This is a genomic window from Pseudomonas sp. Irchel 3F6 (assembly GCF_900187595.1).
Classification (GTDB): Bacteria; Pseudomonadota; Gammaproteobacteria; order Pseudomonadales; family Pseudomonadaceae; genus Aquipseudomonas; species Aquipseudomonas siliginis.
The window spans coordinates 995,889-1,017,782 of sequence record NZ_FYDP01000002.1 but is presented as its reverse complement, the minus strand read 5'-3'; the positions used below and the strand labels follow the sequence as shown (position 1 = coordinate 1,017,782).

At 62.1% G+C, this 21,894-nt stretch carries 22 protein-coding genes and 1 riboswitch; of the genes, 6 read left to right on the top strand and 16 right to left on the bottom strand.

Annotation, left to right across the window (positions count from 1 at the left end):
* The 9 genes from cobC to cobO form a co-directional block, all read right to left on the bottom strand.
* Entirely contained in the window at positions 1 to 576 is a 576-nt protein-coding gene (cobC, locus tag CKW30_RS10770; RefSeq protein ID WP_056783946.1) for an alpha-ribazole phosphatase family protein, read from the bottom strand.
* Entirely contained in the window at positions 573 to 1,628 is a 1,056-nt protein-coding gene (cobT, locus tag CKW30_RS10765; RefSeq protein WP_095180764.1) for a nicotinate-nucleotide--dimethylbenzimidazole phosphoribosyltransferase, read from the bottom strand. Before cobT ends, cobC begins: the two co-directional genes overlap by 4 nt.
* The gene (gene cobU, locus CKW30_RS10760; protein ID WP_056783941.1) at positions 1,625 to 2,146 is read right to left on the bottom strand and encodes a bifunctional adenosylcobinamide kinase/adenosylcobinamide-phosphate guanylyltransferase; all 522 of its coding nucleotides are present in this window, start codon (positions 2,144 to 2,146) and stop codon (positions 1,625 to 1,627) included. The genes cobT and cobU overlap by 4 nt, the downstream gene beginning before the upstream one ends.
* A 120-nt stretch (positions 2,147 to 2,266) precedes the next feature.
* The gene (locus CKW30_RS10755) at positions 2,267 to 3,718 is read right to left on the bottom strand and encodes a cobyric acid synthase (RefSeq protein ID WP_095180763.1); all 1,452 of its coding nucleotides are present in this window, start codon (positions 3,716 to 3,718) and stop codon (positions 2,267 to 2,269) included.
* On the bottom strand, positions 3,715 to 4,707 hold the full coding sequence (gene cobD, locus CKW30_RS10750; protein WP_095180762.1) for a threonine-phosphate decarboxylase CobD: 993 nt from the start codon (positions 4,705 to 4,707) through the stop codon (positions 3,715 to 3,717). Before cobD ends, CKW30_RS10755 begins: the two co-directional genes overlap by 4 nt.
* Positions 4,700 to 5,608 carry an adenosylcobinamide-phosphate synthase CbiB gene (gene cbiB / locus CKW30_RS10745; protein ID WP_095180761.1) on the bottom strand — a complete coding sequence of 303 codons (909 nt, stop codon included), beginning with the start codon at positions 5,606 to 5,608 and terminating at the stop codon, positions 4,700 to 4,702. Before cbiB ends, cobD begins: the two co-directional genes overlap by 8 nt.
* A complete protein-coding gene (gene bluB / locus CKW30_RS10740) occupies positions 5,605 to 6,255 on the bottom strand; it encodes a 5,6-dimethylbenzimidazole synthase (RefSeq protein ID WP_095180760.1) in 651 nt (216 codons plus the stop codon). Before bluB ends, cbiB begins: the two co-directional genes overlap by 4 nt.
* Positions 6,252 to 7,652 carry a cobyrinate a,c-diamide synthase gene (locus tag CKW30_RS10735; RefSeq protein WP_095180759.1) on the bottom strand — a complete coding sequence of 467 codons (1,401 nt, stop codon included), beginning with the start codon at positions 7,650 to 7,652 and terminating at the stop codon, positions 6,252 to 6,254. Before CKW30_RS10735 ends, bluB begins: the two co-directional genes overlap by 4 nt.
* Positions 7,649 to 8,260 carry a cob(I)yrinic acid a,c-diamide adenosyltransferase gene (gene cobO, locus CKW30_RS10730; protein WP_095180758.1) on the bottom strand — a complete coding sequence of 204 codons (612 nt, stop codon included), beginning with the start codon at positions 8,258 to 8,260 and terminating at the stop codon, positions 7,649 to 7,651. The genes CKW30_RS10735 and cobO overlap by 4 nt, the downstream gene beginning before the upstream one ends.
* 82 nt (positions 8,261 to 8,342) lie before the next feature.
* Positions 8,343 to 8,573: riboswitch (cobalamin riboswitch) on the bottom strand.
* A gap of 162 nt (positions 8,574 to 8,735) precedes the next feature.
* On the opposite strand from cobO, the gene CKW30_RS10725 reads away from it, so the two are divergent.
* On the top strand, positions 8,736 to 9,320 hold the full coding sequence (locus tag CKW30_RS10725; RefSeq protein WP_073472682.1) for a hypothetical protein: 585 nt from the start codon (positions 8,736 to 8,738) through the stop codon (positions 9,318 to 9,320).
* A 66-nt stretch (positions 9,321 to 9,386) separates the two neighbouring features.
* On the top strand, positions 9,387 to 10,700 hold the full coding sequence (locus CKW30_RS10720) for a sorbosone dehydrogenase family protein (RefSeq protein WP_095180757.1): 1,314 nt from the start codon (positions 9,387 to 9,389) through the stop codon (positions 10,698 to 10,700).
* Between the two features lie 127 nt (positions 10,701 to 10,827).
* Here the strand turns inward: CKW30_RS10720 and CKW30_RS10715 are convergent, their stop codons facing one another.
* The 5 genes from CKW30_RS10715 to CKW30_RS10695 form a co-directional block, all read right to left on the bottom strand.
* Positions 10,828 to 11,364 carry a C40 family peptidase gene (locus CKW30_RS10715; protein WP_095180756.1) on the bottom strand — a complete coding sequence of 179 codons (537 nt, stop codon included), beginning with the start codon at positions 11,362 to 11,364 and terminating at the stop codon, positions 10,828 to 10,830.
* Positions 11,365 to 11,579: 215 nt separating this feature from the next.
* Positions 11,580 to 12,197, bottom strand: coding sequence for a C40 family peptidase (locus CKW30_RS10710; RefSeq protein ID WP_016773699.1), 618 nt, complete (start codon positions 12,195 to 12,197; stop codon positions 11,580 to 11,582).
* A 191-nt stretch (positions 12,198 to 12,388) separates the two neighbouring features.
* Positions 12,389 to 13,093, bottom strand: coding sequence for a DnaA regulatory inactivator Hda (gene hda / locus CKW30_RS10705; protein WP_007919828.1), 705 nt, complete (start codon positions 13,091 to 13,093; stop codon positions 12,389 to 12,391).
* Between the two features lie 206 nt (positions 13,094 to 13,299).
* On the bottom strand, positions 13,300 to 14,373 hold the full coding sequence (locus CKW30_RS10700; protein ID WP_095180755.1) for an AI-2E family transporter: 1,074 nt from the start codon (positions 14,371 to 14,373) through the stop codon (positions 13,300 to 13,302).
* Between the two features lie 34 nt (positions 14,374 to 14,407).
* The gene (locus CKW30_RS10695) at positions 14,408 to 15,466 is read right to left on the bottom strand and encodes a DUF2066 domain-containing protein (protein ID WP_095180754.1); all 1,059 of its coding nucleotides are present in this window, start codon (positions 15,464 to 15,466) and stop codon (positions 14,408 to 14,410) included.
* Between the two features lie 373 nt (positions 15,467 to 15,839).
* Between CKW30_RS10695 and purM the strand changes: the two genes are divergently transcribed.
* Genes purM through CKW30_RS10680 form a run of 3 tightly spaced genes read left to right on the top strand, consistent with a single transcriptional unit; the run spans position 15,840 to position 18,270 of the window.
* On the top strand, positions 15,840 to 16,898 hold the full coding sequence (gene purM / locus CKW30_RS10690) for a phosphoribosylformylglycinamidine cyclo-ligase (protein WP_016773695.1): 1,059 nt from the start codon (positions 15,840 to 15,842) through the stop codon (positions 16,896 to 16,898).
* Entirely contained in the window at positions 16,898 to 17,548 is a 651-nt protein-coding gene (purN, locus tag CKW30_RS10685) for a phosphoribosylglycinamide formyltransferase (protein ID WP_095180753.1), read from the top strand. Before purM ends, purN begins: the two co-directional genes overlap by 1 nt.
* A gap of 8 nt (positions 17,549 to 17,556) precedes the next feature.
* The gene (locus CKW30_RS10680; protein ID WP_056783915.1) at positions 17,557 to 18,270 is read left to right on the top strand and encodes a DUF3108 domain-containing protein; all 714 of its coding nucleotides are present in this window, start codon (positions 17,557 to 17,559) and stop codon (positions 18,268 to 18,270) included.
* Between the two features lie 240 nt (positions 18,271 to 18,510).
* On the opposite strand, the gene CKW30_RS10675 is transcribed toward CKW30_RS10680, so the two are convergent.
* Together CKW30_RS10675 and CKW30_RS10670 are read right to left on the bottom strand one after the other, a co-directional pair.
* Positions 18,511 to 20,136, bottom strand: coding sequence for a methyl-accepting chemotaxis protein (locus CKW30_RS10675; RefSeq protein ID WP_095180752.1), 1,626 nt, complete (start codon positions 20,134 to 20,136; stop codon positions 18,511 to 18,513).
* A 138-nt stretch (positions 20,137 to 20,274) separates the two neighbouring features.
* Entirely contained in the window at positions 20,275 to 21,321 is a 1,047-nt protein-coding gene (locus CKW30_RS10670; RefSeq protein WP_056783913.1) for an amidohydrolase family protein, read from the bottom strand.
* 129 nt (positions 21,322 to 21,450) lie between these two features.
* Here CKW30_RS10670 and CKW30_RS10665 point away from each other — a divergent pair, with 129 nt between their 5' ends.
* The gene (locus CKW30_RS10665; protein ID WP_095180751.1) at positions 21,451 to 21,867 is read left to right on the top strand and encodes an OsmC family protein; all 417 of its coding nucleotides are present in this window, start codon (positions 21,451 to 21,453) and stop codon (positions 21,865 to 21,867) included.
* The last annotated feature ends 27 nt before the right edge of the window (positions 21,868 to 21,894 follow it).

Below are 21,894 nucleotides of genomic sequence, written 5' to 3'. Positions count from 1 at the left end.
TCAGTGACCTTCCTTGAGCGCGCCATCAGCCTCGACCGTCAGCGCAAACAGCGCGCCGTGGCCGACTTCGACATTGAGCAACTGTTCGCGCGGCAGACCACGTGCCTGCGCGAGCAACAAGCGCATCACGCCGCCGTGGCTGACCAGCAGAATCCGTTCGCCGGCGTAAGCCGCCTGCAACCGCGCGACCGCCGCCAACACCCGCGCGGAAAACGCGCTGACCGGCTCCCCCTGCGGTGGCGTGAAGCCATAGGGATCAGCCCAGAACAGCCCCAGCGCTTCGGCGTCCGTTTCCATCAACGCCGCCGCGCTCTGCCCTTCCCATGCGCCGAAATGCAGTTCCTGCAGATCCTTGTCCAGATGCACGGACAGGTTCAATTGCTCACCGAGTTCGGCGGCGAAGCGCGCGCAGCGCTGCAATGGCGAACTGACAATTCGATCCCACGGCCCGCCTTCGACCACCGCTGCACGCATCTGTGTCCAGCCGTTTGCGGTCAGCGCATCGTCGAGGCTGCCGCGCAAGCCGCCGCCGAGTTCCGTTTCGCCGTGGCGCAGCAGATCCAGACGCAGACTCATGCCGGGCGATCCGCGACAGCCGCTTCGGCGAACGTCGCCATTTGCCCGTGCAGGTCACAGGCCAGGCGCAACAACGGCACCGCCAACGCTGCGCCACTGCCCTCGCCCAAGCGCAGGTCGAGTTCCAGCAACGGTTCGGCGCTCAAGGTTTCCAGCACATGACGATGGCCCGGCTCGGCACCGCGATGGCCGAACAACAGCCACTCGCGACAGGCCGGATTCAAGCGCACCGCGACCAGCGCGGCGACCGTGCAGATAAAGCCGTCAACCAGCACCGCGATGCCTTCCTGCGCGCAGGCCAGATAGGCGCCGACCAACGCGGCAATCTCGAAACCGCCAAGATTGAACAACGTCTGCAAGGCATCGCCACGCTGTGCGGCATGCAGCGCCAGCGCGCGTTCGATGACTTGCGCCTTGTGGCTGACGCCAGCGGCATTCAGCCCGGTACCGGGGCCGGTCAGGTGCGCTACCGGGCAATCGAGCAAGGCACAGGCCAGCGCACTGGCCGCCGTGGTATTGCCGATGCCCATCTCGCCGCCGATGAACAACTGGGTGCCGGCGGCTTTCGCGCGCACGACACTGTCGCGACCGGCCTGCAAGGCCAATTCGCCCTGCGCCTGAGTCATCGCTGCGCTCTGAGCTAAGTTCGCCGTTCCCGCGCCAATGTTCAGATGGCGCACGCCGGGCAGATTCAGCGTCGGATTCACTGTGCCCAGATCGACCACTTCCAGTTGCGCGCCGAGCTGACGTGCCAGCACGCTGATCGCCGCGCCGCCGCTGACAAAGTTGAGCAGCATCTGCCCGGTGACTTCCTGCGGATAAGCCGATACACCTTCGGCTACCACGCCATGGTCGCCAGCGAAAATCGCGATCCAGACTTGATCGAGCGTTGGCTTGAGCTGACCTTGCAGACCGGCCAGTTGCACGGCCACCGATTCAAGGCGCCCCAACGAACCGGCCGGTTTGGTCAGTTGCTGCTGGCGCTCGGTCGCTTGCGCGATGATGTCCGAGTTCACGGTTTTGCACGGGTTCAGCCACCAGGTCGGGCTCATAACGCAGGTCCTTTCAAAGTCAGGGGCAGGCCGGCGACGGTCAGGACAACTCGCTGACAACGCTCGGCCAGAGCTTGATGCAGCCAACCGGCTTCATCGACATAGCGGCGAGTCAATTCGCCCAGCGGCACGACACCCATTCCGGTCTCGTTGCTGACAAAAATGATTTCACCCGGCAACGACGCCAGGCAGTCGAGCAGCGCTTCACGCTCGGCGGCGAGACGTTTGGCGTCGTCGAGCATGAGCAGATTGGTCAGCCACAGGGTCAGGCAATCGACCAGCAGGCAGCGCTCGGCGCCAGCGGATTCGCGCAGCACGCGGGCCAGTTCCAGTGGCTCTTCGATCAACGCCCATTCGACCGGGCGGCGCGCGCGGTGATGGGCGACGCGCTGGTTCATTTCGCCGTCGAGCGGTTGGCTGGTGGCGATGTAGGTGACCGCCAGATGGCTGTCGCTGGCGAGTTTTTCCGCCAGACGACTCTTGCCGGAGCGGGCGCCGCCGAGGATCAGTTGGAGCATGGGTTCATCCAAAAATGTGTGGTGAGACAACCGGCCCCTTCGCGAGCAGGCTCGCTCCCACCGTTGATCGCGTCTCCCTGTGGGAGCGAGCCTGCTCGCGAAGAGGCCAGTCCAGACAACTCAAATCCCGCAGAGCTGCCGCAACAGCCCGGTATCCAGATGCTTCTCCACCAGATCCGCCAGCCGTTCGATATCGCGTTCGCGCAAGCCGTGGTAATCGACCTCTTGTACATCACTCAGCCCGGCCCAGCGCAGCAACGCCGCGCTCGCCTCGGGGGATTCGAACAAGCCATGCAGATAGGTGCCGAACACCTGACCATCGGCACTTTGCGCACCATCGCAACGACCGTCGTCCAAATGTACCGCCGGATTCTCCAGCGCCGGCCCGCTGGTTACGCCAGCATGTATTTCGTAACCGCTGACTGCGGCGCTTTCCAACGCCAGCCGCCCGCGCACGTTGCGCAATTGCTTCTCGGCTTCGAGTTGCGTTTCGAACGCCAGCAGCCCCAGACCGGCGCTGGAGCCGGCAGCGCCTTCCAGCCCAAGCGGATCGTGTACTTGCTCACCGAGCATCTGCAGACCGCCGCAAATCCCCAGCACCTTGCCGCCGTAGCGCAGATGCCGATTGATCGCCGCGTCCCAGCCGTTGGCGCGCAGATAAGCCAGATCACTGCGCACGCTTTTCGAGCCCGGCAGGATGATCAGGTCGGCGGCGGGAATCGCCTGCCCCGGGCCGACAAATTGCAGATCCACCTGCGGATGCAGACGCAGCGGGTCGAAATCGGTGTGATTGCTGATGCGCGGCAGCACCGGCACCACCACTTTCAAGACCTGTTCGGCCTTGTCGGTCTGGCGTTGGTCGATGCCGTCCTCGGCTTCAAGGTGCAGGTCCATCACGTAGGGCAGGACGCCGACCACCGGTTTGCCGGTGCGCTGTTCCAGCCAGTCGAGGCCCGGTTGCAACAAGGCGATATCGCCACGAAAGCGGTTGATGATGAAGCCTTTGACCCGCGCCTGCTCGCTCGGTGAAAGCAATTCCAGCGTGCCGACCAAATGCGCAAACACCCCGCCGCGATTGATGTCGGCGATCAGCAAAACCGGGCAATCCACCGCCTCGGCAAAGCCCATGTTGGCAATATCGCCAGCGCGCAGATTGATCTCCGCCGGCGAACCGGCGCCTTCGACCATCACCAACGGATACGCCGCGCTGAGCCGCGCATGGGAAGCGAGCACCGCTTGCATCGCGATGGCCTTGTAATCGTGATAGGCAACGGCGTTCATCGTCGTCACCGCGCGGCCGTGAATGATCACTTGCGCGCCGGTGTCGCTGTTGGGCTTGAGCAATACCGGATTCATATCGGTATGCGGTTCGAGAAAGGCCGCTTGCGCCTGCACTGCCTGCGCGCGGCCGATCTCGCCGCCGTCAGCGGTGACTGCGCTGTTGAGCGCCATGTTCTGCGGTTTGAACGGCACCACCGCCACGCCCTGGCGAGTGGCCCAGCGGCACAACGCGGTCACCAATGTGCTTTTGCCGGCATCGGACGTGGTGCCTTGCACCATCAGAGTGGTCATGGGTGGTCCTTGGCGAATGCTTGCAAAGCCTGTTCGAGACGCAGCGCTTGCGCGGCATCCGCTGGCAGGCCGAAACGCACACTGCTGTTGTGGCTGAACAGGCGCAGGAGGATGCCGCGCCGGGCGAGGAATTCGTGCAGCGCTTCGGCGTGCTCGGTGATCAGCCACTGAAACAGCGCGCAGCCACCCTGCGGTGCAAAACCGCAACGGGTCAGCAGGGCCACCAGCCGTTCGCTCGCTTCATCGCTGCGAATCCGCTGACGGGCGTGACCCTCGGTGTCTTGCAGGCACGCCGTACCGAGTACCCGCGTCGGCCCGCTCACCGCCCACGGCCCGACCTGTTCGGCGAGCAGTTTGAGCAACTTGCGCTCAGCCAGAACGAAACCGAGGCGCACCCCGGCCAGACCGAAAAACTTGCCGAACGAACGCAACACCACCAGCCCGACCTGATGCGCATAGGGCGCCAGGCTCAGTTGCGGTGTGTTGTCCATGAATGCTTCGTCGACCACCAGCCAGCCGCCGCGTTGCGCCAGCCGCGCATGCCAGTCGAGCAGGCGTGCCGGGGTCAGGCTGAGGCCGGTCGGATTGTTCGGATTGACCACCACCAATACATCAAGGCTGTCGAGAAAGAACTCGACTTCCTGCTCGAGCACTTCACGGACGATGTAACCGCTGCGCCGCCAGGCTTCGGCATGCTCGGCATAGCACGGCGACAACACGCCGACCTTGCCGGCCCGGCGCAGACGCGGCAGCAACTGGATGGCCATTTGCGAGCCGGCCACCGGCAACACCTGCGCGGCGCCGTAGTAATCGCAGGCGGCCTGTTCCAGACCGTCGTCGGTTTCCGGCAAGCGCGCCCAGGCGCGCAGCGGGATCTCCGGGATCGGGAACTGCCACGGCGCGAGGCCGCTGGACAGGTCGAGCCAGTCGGCTTCGGCAATCCCGTAATCGAGTGCAGCCTTGCGCAACCGGCCACCGTGCTCAAGCATAAAATTCCGCCCCCAGGCAAAGCATCAGCAGCCATAACCATACGCCGCGCTGGACCAATTGCCAGCCACGGTCAATGGAATCGGCATCCGCCGGCGCACCTTCGCCCAGTTGTGGGCGCTCATGCAGTTCGCCGTGATAGATCGCCGGTCCACCTAACTCGACGCCCAGCGCACCGGCACCGGCCGCCATCACCGGGCCGGCGTTAGGGCTGTCCCACTGCGACGCTTGGGTGCGCCAACACTTCAGCGCGAGGCGGGTCTTGCCGAGCAGCGCGTAGGTCAATGCCACCAGACGCGCAGGAATGTAGTTCAACACGTCGTCGATTTTCGCCGCCGCCCAGCCGAAACGCTCGAAGCGTTCGTTGCGATAACCCCACATCGCATCGAGGGTATTGCTCAAGCGATACAGAACCACGCCCGGGGCGCCGGCGACGACAAACCAGAACAGCGCAGCGAACACCGCATCGCTGCCGTTCTCCAGCACCGATTCAGTGGCGGCACGGGCCACGGCAGTGCTGTCGAGTTCATCGGTCTGGCGGCTGACCAGATAACCGACACGCTTGCGCGCCTCGTCCAGATCATCGGCGCGCAACGCAGCCGCGACCGGCGCGACATGTTCGCCGAGGCTGCGCATGCCGAGGGCGCAATACAGCGCGAGAATCTCGACAATCCAGCCCACATAGGGCGCCCAGGAAAATGCGGTGGCGAGCAGAGTCAGCGGCAGCACCGCGAGCACCCACGCGGTCACACCATGGCTGCGCCAGCCACGGCCGCCGGCGTTGAAGCGTTGCTCGATGCGCCCGGCAAAATTGCCGAACGCCACCAGCGGATGCCAGCGTTTCGGTTCACCAAGCAGCGCATCCAGCGCTACTGCGGCGACACTCAGCAACGCCACACTCATTGATTCACTCCCCAATAATTTTCGTACAGCAACTCGTTGAGCGGCCGCGCCTGCGCCCAGCCTTCGAGCACCAACATCGGCGCCGGATAGAACTCCCTGACCGGGCCGAGACACAACACCGCCAGCGGTTTCGCACCGGCCGGCAATTTGAGCAAATCCGCCAAGGCTTGCGGTTCGAACAACGAAACCCAGCCCATGCCCAGGCCTTCGGCGCGGGAGGCCAGCCACAGATTCTGGATCGCGCAGGACAGCGAGGCCATGTCCATTTCCGGCAACGTGCGCCGACCGAAGATGTGTTTTTCGCGATCGTCCATCAGCGCTGCGACCAGCACTTCGGCGCAATCGTTGATGCCTTCGACCTTGAGCTGCATGAACTCATCGCTGCGCTCGCCAAGGGCTTCGGCAGTGCGGATGCGCTCTTCTTCCACCAGATCGCGGATCTGCCCGCGCAGAGCACGATCGCTGATGCGGATGAAGCGCCAGGGCTGCATCAGACCGACGCTCGGCGCTTGATGAGCGGCTTCGAGCAGACGACGCAGCAGTTGCGGCTCGACGCTGCCGCCGGTGAAGTGGCGCATGTCGCGGCGCTCGGCGATTGCCTTGTAGACCGCTGCGCGCTCGGCTTCGGAGAAGGTGTTCTCGGTCATGGCCCCATCGCTGGCAAGCCAGCTCCCACAGGAGATCGCATTTCTTCAGGAAGCTCACCATTCACTGTGGGAGCGAGCTTGCTCGCGAAGCCGGCCTCACTGTCTGGCGCAAACAATGCCGCAATCGCAGTCGGATTCGATGGGAAATAAAAGTGCACGTACGACGCCGTCATCCGCCCCTCGCGATAAACCGCCTCAGCGCCGCGCCCGCCATTGGGACTCAGCCCACGGGCAATCGGCGTCAGCTCTGTGGTGGTCAGGGAATGATGATAGGTATGCCCACGCAACTCCCCTTCCGGCAATTCAACCGCCTGCAACGCCAGCGCCGCCAGACGCTTCTGCATCACCGCCTCGCCCTTGAGCAAACCGACCAGCTCAGCACGGGTGCCTTCCACGTCGGTCAGCGAATCAAGCAGATAAAGCATGCCGCCACACTCGGCGAGCAACGGCTTGCCCGCCGCATGGTGCGCGCGGATCGCCGCCAGCATCGAGGCGTTTTGCGCCAGCGCGACGTGATGCAACTCTGGATAGCCGCCCGGCAGATACAGGCTGTCCGCCTCGGGCAATTGCGTGTCGCGGATCGGCGAGAAGAAGCGCAATTCGGCGCCCATCGCCCGCAGCAGATCGAGACTGGCGCCATAGGTGAAGGCAAAGGCTTCATCGCGGGCAACGGCGATGCGCACACCTTTTAATAGAGGCTCGGCGGCGATGATCTCAGGCGCGGCGAATTCTACGGCGGGTGGCAGCGCGACCTCGCAACTGCTGGCCAGCGCATCGGCGGCCGCGTCGAGGCGCAGATCCAGATCATTCAATTCGCTGGCCTGAACCAGGCCGAGGTGGCGGCTCGGCAATTCGATACCGGTTTCGCGGGACAGCGCACCGTACCAGCGCAGACCTTCGGTGAGGCTGCCTTCGAGCAATTGCGCATGGCGCAAGGTGCCGACGCGGTTGGCCAGCACGCCAGCGAACGGCAAGTCCGGCTGATACTTGGCCAGGCCCAGCGCCAAGGCGCCAAAGGTCTGCGCCATGGCGGTGCCGTCGATCACGCCGAGCACCGGCACACCGAAGTGGCGCGCCAGATCAGCGCTGGATGGCGTGCCGTCGAACAGGCCCATCACGCCCTCGATCAGAATCAGGTCAGCCTCGGCGGCGGCTTCCCACAACAGCCGGCGACTTTCCTGCTCGCCGACCATCCACATGTCCAGTTGATACACCGGCGCACCGCTGGCGCGCTCGAGGATCATCGGATCGAGAAAGTCCGGGCCGCATTTGAATACGCGCACCTTGCGCCCCTGATTGCGATGCAAACGGGCGAGTGCGGCGGTGACGGTGGTCTTGCCCTGACCGGAGGCCGGCGCGGCGATCAACACCGCCGGGCAGTGACGTGGTTGCTTCAAAGTTCGACGCCTTTCTGCGCTTTGATCCCGGCCTGAAAGGCGTGCTTGAGCATGCCCATCTCGGTAACCGTGTCGCCCATCTCGATCATTTCCGGCTTGGCGCCGCGACCGGTGACCACCACGTGCTGCATCGGCGGGCGCGCTTGCAAATCGCTGAGCACCTGATCGAGATCGAGGTAGCCGTGCTTGAGGGCGATGTTCAATTCATCGAGCACCACCAGACCGATCGAAGGGTCGCGCAACAATTCACGCGAGACTTCCCAAGCGGCGGTCGCAGCGGCGATGTCGCGCTGACGATCCTGGGTTTCCCAGGTGAAGCCTTCGCCCATGACGTGGAAACGCACCTGCTCGGGGAAGCGGCGGAAAAACAATTCTTCGCCGGTGCTGTTGCGGCCCTTGATGAACTGCACAACGCCGCACTGCATGCCGTGGCCCATCGCGCGGGCGAGCATGCCGAACGCCGAGCTGCTCTTGCCTTTGCCATTGCCGCTCAGCACCAGCACCAGGCCACATTCGTCGGGCGAGTTGGCGATGCGTTCGTCGATCACGGCCTTCTTGCGCTGCATGCGCGCCAGATGGCGTTCGTCACGCTCGGGGGAATCAGTCATGGGGGGAGCTCTCCGTTGAGGCTGGATAACGGCGGGCAGGCACAAGAATAGACGGCAAAAAGCCTGGCATCGCCCACCGTGATGCCGCTGAGATGGATCAGGCCGGTCTCCGGGCTCATGAGCGGCGTTTCGCCGGACTGCGCGCCTTCCCGCTTCTTTCGAGGCAGTGGCTCAAGGCGCAGTTTTCACTCATTTACCGTTGCGGGGGCAGCGCCGGGATCGTCGTGGCTTCGCTTGAAGACCACCCTCACCGGCTTCCCTGTTTCACTCTGTCGACGCGGGGCCACAGAGCACCTGAAACAAGCGGCGAAGGTTAGAGGGTTGGGGGTGGAGCGTCAATTGAAGAGGCGCTTTGCGCGCGAATAACTGCCGCTGATCCATTGTGCAGCGGCAATCTTGTGCCAGACTGCGACAAGTGATATCAAAGAGCCATGCTTTTTTTCGAAAGCCCACTACAACAATAAGGATGACGACGATGCAAGGCATGATCATCAGCAACCCGCGCCTGGAATTCCTGCGCCCGGTGCTGGAACGCTGGTTTGACTGTATCGATCGCTACAACACCGTACGCGGCGACAACGACACGCCATATTGGCACGACGAGAAAGCCAATCTCGGCCTGCTCGCGGCAGCGGCGTGGATGGCTGAAATGGTCACGCTGAACGACACGGCCACGCGCAAACAGAACGAAGAAGGCGAACGCAATGCTCGCGCCGACCTGCTGATTGCCGGCGCCGAAGACCGCGCGTTCATTCAGGCCACGCAACGTTGGCCACGGGTCAACAATCTCAACCTGACCCAGGCACTGCTCGACATCACCGTTGATGCCAAGCGCATCAGCTACGCCAGCGATCTCAAGCTCGGCTGCCTCTTTGTTGCTCCGCAAAAACCTCAGCACAGCGCCAGCCCCGAAGAATTGCAGGACATGGTCGACGACCTGCAAAAGGAACACACCTGCGCCGTGGCCTGGTATTTCCCCTACGCCTATCGCAAATTGCACAGCGACGCGGGCAACTATCATCCGGGCATCGCCGTGCTGTTCAAGGAAGCCCGCGGTTGAGCAGTTGAACCATCGGGCCTGCGCCCTCCTCTATGTTTAGGAATGCATTCATAGGGAAGATCAGCAATGCGCAAGGCCCAACTCGCTCTTATCATCGCCGTCGCTGGCGGGCTCGCCGCCTGCGGTGAAACCTCCAGCCTGCAAGTCTCCGACGGCACCGGCCCGTCGCCGAAACTGCCCGAACCGAACAAGACGCTGATCCCGACAGTCAACATCGCCCCGGCGGTGGGCTGGCCGGACGGCGCGAAACCGACCGCAGCGGCCGGCACCCAGGTCGCAGCGTTTGCCGAAGGCCTCGATCACCCGCGCTGGCTCTACGTGCTGCCCAACGGCGATGTGCTGGTGGCGGAAACCAACGCGCCGCCCAAGCCCGATGACAGCAAAGGCATTCGTGGCTGGGTGATGAAGAAAGTCATGGGCAAGGCCGGCGCCGGCGTGCCCAGCCCGAACCGCATCACCCTGCTGCGTGACGCCGACCACGATGGCGTCGCAGAAACCCGCACGGTGTTCCTGCAGAACCTCAACTCGCCATTTGGCATGACGCTGGTTGGCAACGATTTGTACGTAGCCGACACCGACCGCCTGCTGCGCTTCAACTACGAGCCGGGCGCCACCGAGATCAAGACCCAACCGATCAAAGTCGTCGACTTGCCCGGCGGCACGCTGAATCACCACTGGACCAAGAACGTCATCGCCAGCAAGGACGGCAACAAGCTCTACGTCACCGTCGGCTCGAACAGTAACGTCGGCGAAAACGGTCTGGATCAGGAAGAAGGCCGCGCGGCGATCTGGGAAGTGGATCGTGCGACCGGCAATCACCGGATCTTCGCCTCGGGCATCCGCAACCCTAACGGCCTTGCCTGGGAACCCACCAGCGGCGCCTTGTGGACAGCGGTCAACGAGCGTGACGAAATCGGCAGCGATCTGGTGCCGGACTACATCACCTCGGTCAAGGACGGCGGCTTCTATGGCTGGCCGTTCAGCTACTACGGGCAACACGTCGATGTGCGGGTCAAACCGCAGAATCCTGATCTGGTGGCCAAGGCCATCGCTCCGGATTACGCGGTCGGTCCGCACACCGCTTCGCTGGGCCTGACCTTCGCCGAGGGCAACCGCTTGCCGGCGCAATTCAAGGAAGGCGCATTCATTGGCCAACACGGCTCGTGGAACCGCAAACCGCACAGTGGCTACAAGGTGATTTTCGTGCCGTTCAGTGGTGGCAAACCGACCGGGCAGCCGGTGGATGTGCTGACCGGCTTCCTCGACAAGGACGAGAACGCGCTGGGCCGCCCAGTTGGCGTGGTCATCGATCAGCAAGGCGGCTTGCTGGTGGCGGATGATGTCGGGAACAAAGTGTGGCGCGTGTCGGCCAGCAAATAAGCTAAGCGCAACGCAAAAAAAGTGGGAGCGAGCCTGCTCGCGAAAGCGGTTTATCAGTCAAATCATTGTCGACTGACACTCCGCCTTCGCGAGCAGGCTCGCTCCCACATTTAGTTATGCATACGCACTAGGGGTTATGCGCCAGCTGCCCCGGCTGCAACACCCGCTTAGCGCTCAGATACGCCTTCTGCCAATACGCCTTCGACAGGCTATCGAGCTTGACCGTGCCGCCCGTGGCCGGCGCATGCACGAAGCGCCCCTCGCCGACGTAAATCCCCGCATGACTGACCTGCGAGCCGCCATTGGTGGCGAAGAAAATCAGGTCGCCGGTCTGCAAGCCTTCCTTGCCGACATTCGGCGCCTGCATGACGATCATTTCGCGGGTCGAGCGTGGCAGCGAAATTCCCGCCGCGTCGCGGTAGACAAACCCGATCAGACCACTGCAATCAAAACCCGAATCCGGCGTATTGCCGCCCCAACGATACGGCGTACCGACCAGGCCGAGGGCACGGAACAGCACGTCTTCAGCAACGGGGGAAAAAGCCTGGGAGGGAGCGAACACGATCGGCGCGCGAACCACGGGGGCTGGCGGCGGTGTGCGGCTGGCGCAGGCGCTGAGCAGCGCGGCGCAAAGGATCAAGGTGAGGCGGGCCGGCATCGTCATAAGCAGAACATCCTGATCTGGCTGCGGCTTTCTCTGCCGAATGGACAGAAACAAAACCGCCTGCGTCATCACGCAGGCGGTTTGCCATCAATATAGATTCAGGATTCTAGCGGCTACACGGCAAACTTCAAGTAAGACTTTAACTTCACCTTGTAAAGTTTAGGTCTACTCCGTTGCCGTGCCGTTTTGTCGCCGCGAACGCAGCGACATGCAGGTTACTTGCGAGCGGTGACCACGGTCGGCGCCATGGCGAGTGCACGCTTGGCTTCGATGAAAGTCTTGCTCCAGTAGCTGTCACCCAGGCTGTCGATGCGAACACCGCCGCTGCGACGACTGCTGGAGTGAATGAACTGGTTGTCACCCAGGTAGATCCCGGCGTGACTGACACGACCGCGACGACCATTGGTGGCGAAGAACAGCAGATCACCCGGCTCAAGGTTGCTGCGCGAAACCAGCGGCGCATCAACGTTGATCATTTCGCGAGTGGAGCGCGGCAGGTTCATGCCCGCCTCTTCACGGAACAGGTAACCGATGAAACCGCTGCAATCGAAACCGGCTTCAGAAGTACCGCCGAAACGGTAACGGGTCCCAATCAGGGACATACCGCGTTCGAGGATGCTGTCAGCCAGTACAGGAAGCTGATAAGGCTTGCTGCCGTTGAACTGGTTGAGTTCTTTTTCGGTGTCCAGCTCTTCCTGGTAAATAACGGAAGACTGGGCGGTAGCAGAATTCTTGACCTGTTGCGGCGGCTCTTGAACCGGAGAATGAGCAGCACAACCGAATAACAGGGTAACGAGTGCGAGAGGCACGAGGGGTGCGAAGCGCTTTAGCATGGGCACGACCGTGGCTGATAGTTGTAAAGAAGCCGAGACTATGCCCGCTATCGTCCTCATTTGCAAATTCAATCGAACTTTATGTGACTTCCCGGTTTTGCGTTTACATCTAAGCGCGTAACTCGTCTGGCCGGTGAATCGGCGCAGGCACGCGGGTTTTCTGGCGCCTGAAAGCTGGCAAAAGCCCACTACTACCAGCCAAGAGTTTCCTTGAGGAAGGGAATGGTCAGCTTGCGTTGCGCTTGCAGGGACGCCTGATCAAGCTGCTCGAGAAGATCGAACAGCGCGCTCATGCTGCGCGTGCCGCGAGTGAGAATGAAGTGCCCGACTTCATCGGTCAGGTGCAGACCGCGACGGGATGCGCGCAATTGCAGCGCACGCAATTTGTCTTCATCGGAGAGTGGGCGCATCTGGAAGATCAGCGCCAGGGTCAGGCGCGATTTCAGGTCGGCCAGCTTCACTGGCAATTCGCGCGGCGAAGTGGACGCGGCGATCAGCAGGCGCCGACCGCTGTCACGCAGACGGTTGAACAGATGAAACATCGCCTCTTCCCAGTCGGCCTTGCCGGCAATCACCTGCAAGTCATCCAGGCAGACCAATTCGTACTGTTCAAGGTTGTCGAGGATTTCCACGCCGCGATCCATCAACTCGGCCAGCGGCAGATACACCGCCGGTTCGCCCATCTGCTCGAAGCGCAGGCACGCGGCCTGCAACAGATGCGTGCGCCCGACGCCGTGCTTGCCCCACAGGTAGATCAGGCTCTCCGTCCACCCGGCGTCGGCTTCGCAGAGACGCTCGACATAGCCGAGTGCAGCGGCATTGGCGCCTGGGTAGTAGTTGATGAAGGTGGCGTCGTCACGCAGACGCACACCTAGGGGCAGCTGAATCGGTTTCATGCTGACTGAACAGTTCTCAAAGGAACCGTTAGTGGCCTCTGTGTAAAGTTGGCGAAGTTTATACCCGTGAGGCTGAGCGCACAATGCGACAGACCCCAAGCAAAATCAAAGGTTTGCGTTGACGCAGCGGTTTGATGACAGATTCTCTGGCGCCCTCGCTCGAACGAAACCGGCCAGCCCGGCCAAGCGCCGGGCGGCCCGCGCCATCACAGCTCAGGTTCGTCAACGCCGCTGTAGATCCCGGAGTCCTTATACAAGTCGTGGACATGACGCACCAGCACCATGATCACCGCCGCCACCGGCAACGCCAGCAGCACGCCGGTGAAACCGAACAGCTCGCCGCCAGCGAGGATCGCGAAGATCACCGCCACCGGGTGCAAGCCGATGCGGTCCCCGACCAGCAGCGGCGTCAGCACCATGCCTTCCAGTGCCTGACCGACCATGAACACTGCGACGATTCCGACCATCGGGTACAGATCGCCCCCGAACTGGAACAGTCCGGCGATCAATGCCGCACCGATGCCGATGACAAAACCCATGTACGGCACGATCGCCGCGAGACCGGCAATCAGGCCGATCAACAGCCCCAGCTCCAGACCGACGATCATCAGGCCGGCGGCGTAGATCACCCCCAACGCAACCATCACCAGCAACTGCCCGCGCACGAACGCGCCGAGCACTTCGTGGCACTCGCCCGCCAGCGCAACCACGCGCTCTTCGCGATCACGGGGCAACAGGCTGCGGATCTTGCCCATCATCACGTCCCAGTCGCGCAACAGATAGAAGCTCACCACCGGAATCAGCACCAGATTCGCCAACCAGCCGATCAGCGCCAGGCTCGACGCCGTCGCCTGACTCAGCACCACGCCCACGATGTCGGTGGTCTGGCCCATGTGCTCGCTGATCGCGGCTTTGACTTTATCGAACTTCCAGAAGCCGTCCGACAGCCCCAGTTTCGCTTGCGCCCACGGTACAGCGGTGTGCTGCAACCAGTCGAGCATCTGCGGCGCCAGCTCGTACAGACGCAGCAACTGCTTGGCGAGCATCGGTACCAGCACCAGCATCAACGCCGTGACGATCAAGGTGAACAAGGCAAACACGGCAATCACGCCCCAAGTTCGCGACAGCCCGAGCCGCTCCAGACGATCCACCAGCGGATCGAACAGATAAGCCAGCAACAACGCGACCAGAAACGGCGTGAGGATCGGATGCAGCAACCATACAAACGCGCAAAGCAGGACTACCCCACCGAGCCAGAACCAACGCCGCGTATCGGCCATTTACCACTCCTGATGCTTCTATATAAGGAAAGACTTACCAGCGAAATCGCAACGACGGTGCCGCCGCTGCCGGGGTTGGCGCTGCCACCGCAGGCGTACCATCCGCCGCTGGCTGGGCAGGCGCCACCGGAACCGGCGCTTCGGCCGGCAGCTCCTGCAACTTCGCCAGCGACAATTGCGCGCGCAACTGATCGGCGCTGCCATTGACCCGATAGACGATCCGATCGCCCTGCACGCTTTGCAGACGCACGCCGAAGGGTTCGAGTAACCGCAGCAGCGCCGCATAATGCTCCAGATTCATGCCCTGCACTTCCAGTGTCTGCTGACCCGATGCGCCGGGTTTGGCGACGAATCGCGGCGCCAGACGCTCGGCCACCGCCAGCATCACACCATCGGCGATAGCTGCCTGATCGGCGCCCTGCACGCTGCCGGCCTCTTTCTGATCACCGAGCCACAAGCGCCATTTTGCCTGCCACTGTCCGCCCTCTTCGCGGGCATGCACCGCCAGCAAGGCGTCGGCGTTGTAGCGCTCCGAAGCACTGCGCAAGGGCGCGGGGTCAGCGCTTTCCAGCGCGGGTGCGGTGGCAACCAATTGCTCGCTGAGATCAGCCAGCGGCAAGCGCAGTGGCAAACCGCGATGTTGTGCGGCCGTGCGCAATGCTGAGGCTGCGGTTTGACCGTCACCGACCAGGCTCGCACCTTCAGTTGAATCGTTCAGCCACCAGCCGAGGATCGACGGTCGACTGGCGCCCCACACCGGCAACCCGGCCCGACGCAAGGCCTGCTCGGTGGTTGCCGGATCGAAATCGACTTTCAGCACTTCCGGTGGCCCGGCATCGAAACCGAACTGGCTGATGATCTGCTGCGGGTCCTTGCGGATCGGCGCCAGCCCCGGGTTCTGCGCGGCTTTCGGGTCGCCGGTCAGGCGCAGCACCAGGGTATCGAGCGCCGCCTGCGTGGCGCGATCGCGCTCTTCCGGCGCCTGGCCGTTGACCGGCTGACGCACCTGATACAGACCTTTGAGGTTTTCGGCATGGCTCGCCAGGCTGACCAGCGTCAGGCAGCCTACAAATAACAATTTACAAAAACGCATGGAAAATTCCCGTCGACAGGAGCGGCTGGAACACGCCGCGTGAACCGGTTGAGCAAGGCTGTGACCCCCACCTCTTGCAAAACATTCACACGGTGGCGGTAAGTTTTTGCACAGTCCTAACGATAGACGGTTAATCGCCACACCTTATACAGGCAGTCATACCCTGCGATTGCAAAAAATTTCCGCCGATATGGCCCTGCCCGTCGGTGCGAGGATGGCCGCTGCCCCTCAAGCCTGATAAAATCGCGCGCCTTCGCAGACCGGCAACAGCCGGGCCCCTCGAAACTCGCGTGAGGCGATCGCCCATCGAGTTCGATGTTCCCGCTGAACTCGGTCGTTACCCCCTGAATCCCCTCCCCTAAAGGCCTGGATCATGAGCAAGCAACCCTCCCTGAGCTACAAGGACGCCGGTGTAGACATCGACGCCGGTGAAGCATTGGTCGAACGCATCAAGAGCGTCGCCAAGCGCACTGCGCGCCCGGAAGTCATGGGCGGCCTGGGCGGTTTCGGCGCCCTCTGCGAAATCCCGGCCGGCTACAAGCAGCCAGTGCTGGTCTCCGGCACCGACGGCGTCGGCACCAAGCTGCGTCTGGCGCTGAACCTGAACAAGCACGACAGCATCGGCATCGACCTGGTCGCCATGTGCGTCAACGATCTGGTGGTGTGCGGCGCCGAGCCGCTGTTCTTCCTCGACTACTACGCCACCGGCAAACTGAACGTCGACACCGCTGCCCAGGTTGTCACCGGCATCGGCGCTGGTTGCGAACTGTCGGGTTGCTCGCTGGTCGGCGGCGAAACCGCTGAAATGCCAGGCATGTACGAAGGCGAAGACTACGATCTGGCCGGCTTCTGCGTCGGCGTCGTGGAAAAAGCGGAAATCATCGACGGCTCGAAAGTCGCCACCGGTGACGCCCTGATCGCCCTGCCATCGTCCGGCCCGCACTCCAACGGCTACTCGCTGATCCGCAAGATCATCGAAGTCTCCGGTGCCGACATCGAAAACACCCAGCTCGACGGCAAACCGCTGACCGACCTGCTGATGGCCCCGACCCGCATCTACGTCAAGCCACTGCTCAAGCTGATCAAGGACACTGGCGCTGTGAAGGCCATGGCCCACATCACTGGTGGCGGCCTGCTCGACAACATCCCGCGCGTGTTGCCAAAAGGCGCGCAAGCAGTGGTTGACGTGGCCAGCTGGACTCGCCCGGCCGTATTCGACTGGCTGCAGGAGAAAGGCAACGTTGATGAAACCGAGATGCACCGCGTGCTCAACTGCGGCGTCGGCATGGTCATCTGCGTGGCTCAGGAGCACGTCGAAGTGGCCCTGAACACTCTGCGTGACGCCGGCGAGCAGCCTTGGGTCATCGGTCAGATCGCCGTGGCCGCCGAGGGCGCTGCGCAAGTCGAGCTGAAGAACCTCAAGGCTCACTGATGCCAAAGTCCTGTGATGTCGTGGTGCTGTTGTCCGGCACCGGCAGTAACTTGCAGGCTCTGATCGACAGCACGCGGACCGGCGACAGCCCGGTCCGCATCGCTGCGGTGATTTCCAACCGCGCCGACGCCTACGGCCTGCAACGCGCCCGCGACGCGGGTATCGCCACCCGCTCGCTGGATCACAAGGCATTCGAGGGCCGCGAGGCCTTCGATGCCGCGCTGATCGAACTGATCGACCAATTCAACCCCGAACTCGTGGTGCTGGCCGGCTTCATGCGCATTCTCAGCGCTGATTTCGTGCGTCATTACCAGGGTCGCCTGCTCAACATCCACCCGTCGCTGCTGCCCAAATACAAAGGGTTACACACTCATCAGCGCGCGCTGGAGGCCGGCGATACGGAACATGGCTGCTCCGTGCACTTCGTCACCGAGGAACTCGATGGCGGACCACTGGTCGTACAAGCAGTATTACCGGTAGAGTTGCACGACACGCCGCAGAGTCTGGCGCAACGAGTCCACGTTCAGGAACACCTGATCTACCCGATGGCAGTACGCTGGTTTGCCGAAGGCAGGCTGACACTCGGTGACCAGGGTGCTTTACTCGACGGCCAGTTACTCGCCGCCAGCGGCCACTTGATTCGACACTAGGAGATATTATGCGTCGCGCCCTGCTCTTCGCTTGCGCTCTGCTCGCCCTGCCCTTCGCGCAGGCAGCGGACCTTCAACCGTTCTCCGCCAGCTACACCGCCGACTGGAAGCAGCTCCCCATGAGCGGCACCGCCGAACGCAGCCTGACCAAGGAAGCCGACGGCGTCTGGAAGCTCAGCTTCAAGGCATCGATGATGATCGCCAGCCTGACTGAAGAAAGCACCCTGAAGCTGGACAAGGACACGCTGCTGCCGCAGTCCTACCACTTTGAACGTGGCGGTCTGGGCAAAGCGAAAAAAGCTGATCTGGACTTCGACTGGGCCAATAAACTGGTGACCGGCACCGACCGTGGCGACGCGGTGAAAATCCCGCTGAACCGCGGCATGGTCGACAAGTCGACCTACCAACTGGCGCTGCAGCACGACGTTGCCGCCGGCAAGAAAAGCATGAGCTATCAGGTGGTTGATGATGGCGAAGTCGATACCTACGACTTCCGCGTGCTTGGTTCTGAGAAGGTCGACACCAAGGCCGGCCAGATCGACGCGATCAAGGTCGAGCGCGTGCGCGACCCGACACAAAGCAAACGCATCACCGTGCTGTGGTTCGCCAAGGACTGGGATTACCTGCTGGTGCGCCTGCAACAGGTCGAGACTGACGGCAAGGAGTACAACATCATGCTCCAGGACGGTACGGTCAACGGTAAGACTGTCAAAGGCAGCTGATCCGTCGCAAGAACAGAGAGCCCCGCGAATGCGGGGCTTTTGTTTATCTGTTCGATGATACTGCGCGGCGGCCCTACCCCTCACCCCAGCCCTCTCCCGAGGGAGAGGGAGCCGACCGAGGTGTCTGCCGCTAACCATCGACCTGAGAAACCGAGTCGAATATGGATTCCAAAGCATCGCACGATTAGTCCCCTCTCCCTCCGGGAGAGGGTTAGGGTGAGGGGCTTTTGAAGGTCAAACTCACACCGAAAACCGCGCCACCATCCCGTTCAGATCCACCGCCAACTTCGACAACTCCTGACTCGCCGCACTGGTCTGATTGGCCCCAGCCGATGTCTGCATCGCCAGATCACGAATATTCATCAGGTTGCGATCCACCTCCCGCGCCACCGCTGCCTGCTGTTCCGAGGCGCTGGCGATGACCAGATTGCGCTCGTTGATCAAGGTAAACGCCGAGGCGATTTCCTCCAGGGCCGAGCCTGCGCTCTTCGCCAGCTCGAGGGTCGAGCGCGCCCTTGAGTTGCTTTGCTGCATCGAACTGACCGCTGAATCGGTGCCCTGCTGGATCCCGCCGATCATTTGCTCGATTTCCTGGGTCGACTGCTGGGTGCGATGCGCCAGCGCCCGCACTTCATCTGCCACTACTGCAAAGCCACGCCCGGCATCACCGGCGCGCGCGGCTTCGATCGCGGCGTTGAGGGCGAGCAGATTGGTTTGTTCAGCGATCGAGCGAATCACGTCCAGCACTTTGCTGATGCCATGAACCTTTTGCGCCAGCGCCTCGACCTGCGCGGCATTATTGGTGACATCGCCAGCGAGAAACTCGATCGACGTCACCGTCTGCTGCACTTGCTCGCGCCCTTGCCGGGCGATGCGGTCGGACTCGCGGGAGGCTTCGGACGTGGCCACGGCGTTGTTCGCCACCTCTTCCACCGCTGCTGTCATCTGGTTGACCGCAGTGGCGGCCTGTTCGATTTCCTGGCTCTGCTGATGCAGGCCGCGAGTGGCGTCTTCGGTGACACTGCTGAGTTCTTCGGCTGCCGAGGCCAACTGCGTTGACGACTCGGAGATGCGCCGGATCGTGTCGCGCAGATTGTGCTGCATGCTTTTCAACGCTTGCAGCAGACGCGCCGGCTCGTCTTTGCCAGCGATGTGAATGTCACCGGTCAAATCCCCACCGGCCACCACCTCGGCCACGCTGAGCGATTGCGACAATGGCACGACGATGCTGCGCGTCAGCAGCAACGCCAGGCCGACAGTAATCAGCGCAGCCATGGCGATCATTACTGCGACCCATAGCCGCGATTGCTTGAACACCAGCCGCGCGGCCTCAGTGGCCAGACCGGCATTCTGTTTATTCAACTCGACCAGCTCACGCAAAGTGGCGGCGATTTCATCGGCCAGCGGGCTCATCTGATCATTGAGAATCGTCGCAGCCTCAGCGACCCGATTCTGCGCCGACAGCTGTAGGACTTGTGCCTGAAGCTCAAGGTATTTGTGCTCGGTGCCCTTGAAGCGTTCGAACAATACGCGCTCTTCAGGCAGCACGATCAGACCGTCATAACGCTGCTGCGCTTCGCTCAAGCCACTGCGCAGTTCGTCGAGCTTGGCGACATTCTGCTCCAGTGCCTTGGGGTCACGGTTGAGCAACAGGCGCATGGTCAGCGCACGCAGGCGCAGCATGTCCTGACTCATTTCACCGACCGCCATCACGCTTGGCAGCCAGTTGTTGTCGACTTCATCGGACTGCGCACGCATGTTCGACATTTGCAGCAAGGCGAACGCGCCGAGGGCAAACACCATCAGGGCCAGCAGGCCAAAACCCAGACCTGCGCGCGGGGCAATATTGAGACTACGGATATTCATCACTCTGGCTCCTTCCAAAAGCGCTGCATCAGCCTGCAGCGGGTTGCTTTAGAAGGTATCGGCATTGCCGTGAAATTGCGTAAGACGAAAAAGCGATAGGCAAACGAGCGGCTAGTCCGAACTCATGGCTTTGACGTTTCAGCGCGGACCGGCGGGTCTACCAGTGTTGCGCGGCAATATCGCCAGGAAGTTATCCCGCGCGACTTTGCGCGCTACCCCTTCCGGCAGCGCATCGAGAAACGGCTTGTAGCTGTGCATTTCCTGACCGAGCTTATTGAACCGTCCTACCACGTCAGAGCCGAGCATGAAGCGCTCGGGATACTTTTCCACCAGCGCCAGCCATTCGGCGCGCGGCTTGCCCTGCTCGTCCAGCAGATACGGCGTGAGCATGCTCCACGACAGGTCGATAAACAGATTCGGATAAGCCTCAAGCATGCGCGTCAGGGTTGGCAGGAGAAACGGCAACTGGGTCTGATGCCGATGGATCTCGGCACTGGTGCCGGCATGCGCCCAGATGAATCGCGTGTGCGGATGATTGCGCAGCGGCTCTTCGACTTCCTTCAGGTACAGCGGATTTTTCTCACGCTTGGAAGTGATGTTGGAGTGCAGCATCACCGGCAGATCGTTTTCCGCAGCGAGGTGATAGATCTTGGTCATTGCCTCGTTGTTCGCTCGAGGCGTGTCGCCGGAGGTCAGCGCCGTCAGATCATCGTGCCGGGTGAACACCTCGCCGATGCCCTGCCACAACCCCGGATACAGGTCGAGCATGCGCTGGATGTGCGCGGCGGAATTCTTGTCATTGGGATTGAAGCCGGACAGGAACGGATGAAAGTACTGGCGCTGCTCCGGCGCGAGCTTTTCCACCGCGTCGGCAACGATCACGTCAGTGGCGCTGTACCAATAGGCATCGGCGTCATCGCCGGCGTAGTAGCGCGGACGCTTGGGTTCGTCTTCGTGCCATTTCTTCGCCACGGGAATGCCGGAAATCATCACGTGCTCGATGGAATTGTCCTTCATGGCCGTGAGCAATTTCTGCATGCCGGCGCTTTCCTGGAAAAAATCCACGTAATGCAGGTGCGCATCGCTGTAGGTGTATTCGCGGGCACTGGCGCTGCCAGCGAACAGCAGCAGACAGGCAAGACTCAGACGAGACAAGGACACAAGTAATCTCCGGCAGATGGGCATAGCCTAGACCGCGCCCGAACGACAAGGGTTCATCCCTGCCGAAAAGCGGAACGCCCACTGCCGCGAATGCTCTATAACTGCAAGGTCTGTTTTGATCGAACGATTTTTCCTGCCGCCTGTGAGGTTTCCATGACTGTTACCGTCAATACCGTCTCTGCCGAAGGTTTTCGTCACACCGTCCAGATCGACGACCACGAATTGTTTGCCGATGTACCGAAAGCCGCCGGGGGTGAAGGCACCGCGCCAGAGCCACACGACTACTTCGACGCCGCCCTTGGCGCCTGTAAAGCGCTGACCCTGAAGATGTACGCGAAGAAAAAAGACATCCCGCTGACCGGCGTGGGAGTCGAAGTGAAGCGCGACAACAGCCAAGAGCAGAAAGGCAAATACGCCCTGCATGTCACCCTCACCCTCAAAGGTGTACTGACCGACGCTCAGCGCGAGGAACTGCTGCGTGTGGCCGATCGCTGCCCGATTCACAAATTGATGACCACCAGCGAAGTCAGTATCGAAACCCACGCACCACAAGGCTTCGACAGCCAATAATCCTCCCAATGCCAGCGGCGGGTTATG

Excerpts from the sequence above, each read along its gene's own strand:
- cobC (WP_056783946.1), bottom strand. The coding sequence starts at position 576 with ATGAGTCTGCGTCTGGATCTGCTGCGCCACGGCGAAACGGAACTCGGC.
- cobT (WP_095180764.1), bottom strand. The coding sequence starts at position 1,628 with ATGAGCCCGACCTGGTGGCTGAACCCGTGCAAAACCGTGAACTCGGAC.
- cobU (WP_056783941.1), bottom strand. The coding sequence starts at position 2,146 with ATGCTCCAACTGATCCTCGGCGGCGCCCGCTCCGGCAAGAGTCGTCTG.
- CKW30_RS10755 (WP_095180763.1), bottom strand. The coding sequence starts at position 3,718 with ATGACCACTCTGATGGTGCAAGGCACCACGTCCGATGCCGGCAAAAGC.
- cobD (WP_095180762.1), bottom strand. The coding sequence starts at position 4,707 with ATGCTTGAGCACGGTGGCCGGTTGCGCAAGGCTGCACTCGATTACGGG.
- cbiB (WP_095180761.1), bottom strand. The coding sequence starts at position 5,608 with ATGAGTGTGGCGTTGCTGAGTGTCGCCGCAGTAGCGCTGGATGCGCTG.
- bluB (WP_095180760.1), bottom strand. The coding sequence starts at position 6,255 with ATGACCGAGAACACCTTCTCCGAAGCCGAGCGCGCAGCGGTCTACAAG.
- cobO (WP_095180758.1), bottom strand. The coding sequence starts at position 8,260 with ATGACTGATTCCCCCGAGCGTGACGAACGCCATCTGGCGCGCATGCAG.
- CKW30_RS10725 (WP_073472682.1), top strand. The coding sequence starts at position 8,736 with ATGCAAGGCATGATCATCAGCAACCCGCGCCTGGAATTCCTGCGCCCG.
- CKW30_RS10720 (WP_095180757.1), top strand. The coding sequence starts at position 9,387 with ATGCGCAAGGCCCAACTCGCTCTTATCATCGCCGTCGCTGGCGGGCTC.
- CKW30_RS10715 (WP_095180756.1), bottom strand. The coding sequence starts at position 11,364 with ATGACGATGCCGGCCCGCCTCACCTTGATCCTTTGCGCCGCGCTGCTC.
- CKW30_RS10710 (WP_016773699.1), bottom strand. The coding sequence starts at position 12,197 with ATGCTAAAGCGCTTCGCACCCCTCGTGCCTCTCGCACTCGTTACCCTG.
- hda (WP_007919828.1), bottom strand. The coding sequence starts at position 13,093 with ATGAAACCGATTCAGCTGCCCCTAGGTGTGCGTCTGCGTGACGACGCC.
- CKW30_RS10700 (WP_095180755.1), bottom strand. The coding sequence starts at position 14,373 with ATGGCCGATACGCGGCGTTGGTTCTGGCTCGGTGGGGTAGTCCTGCTT.
- CKW30_RS10695 (WP_095180754.1), bottom strand. The coding sequence starts at position 15,466 with ATGCGTTTTTGTAAATTGTTATTTGTAGGCTGCCTGACGCTGGTCAGC.
- purM (WP_016773695.1), top strand. The coding sequence starts at position 15,840 with ATGAGCAAGCAACCCTCCCTGAGCTACAAGGACGCCGGTGTAGACATC.
- purN (WP_095180753.1), top strand. The coding sequence starts at position 16,898 with ATGCCAAAGTCCTGTGATGTCGTGGTGCTGTTGTCCGGCACCGGCAGT.
- CKW30_RS10680 (WP_056783915.1), top strand. The coding sequence starts at position 17,557 with ATGCGTCGCGCCCTGCTCTTCGCTTGCGCTCTGCTCGCCCTGCCCTTC.
- CKW30_RS10675 (WP_095180752.1), bottom strand. The coding sequence starts at position 20,136 with ATGAATATCCGTAGTCTCAATATTGCCCCGCGCGCAGGTCTGGGTTTT.
- CKW30_RS10670 (WP_056783913.1), bottom strand. The coding sequence starts at position 21,321 with ATGCCCATCTGCCGGAGATTACTTGTGTCCTTGTCTCGTCTGAGTCTT.
- CKW30_RS10665 (WP_095180751.1), top strand. The coding sequence starts at position 21,451 with ATGACTGTTACCGTCAATACCGTCTCTGCCGAAGGTTTTCGTCACACC.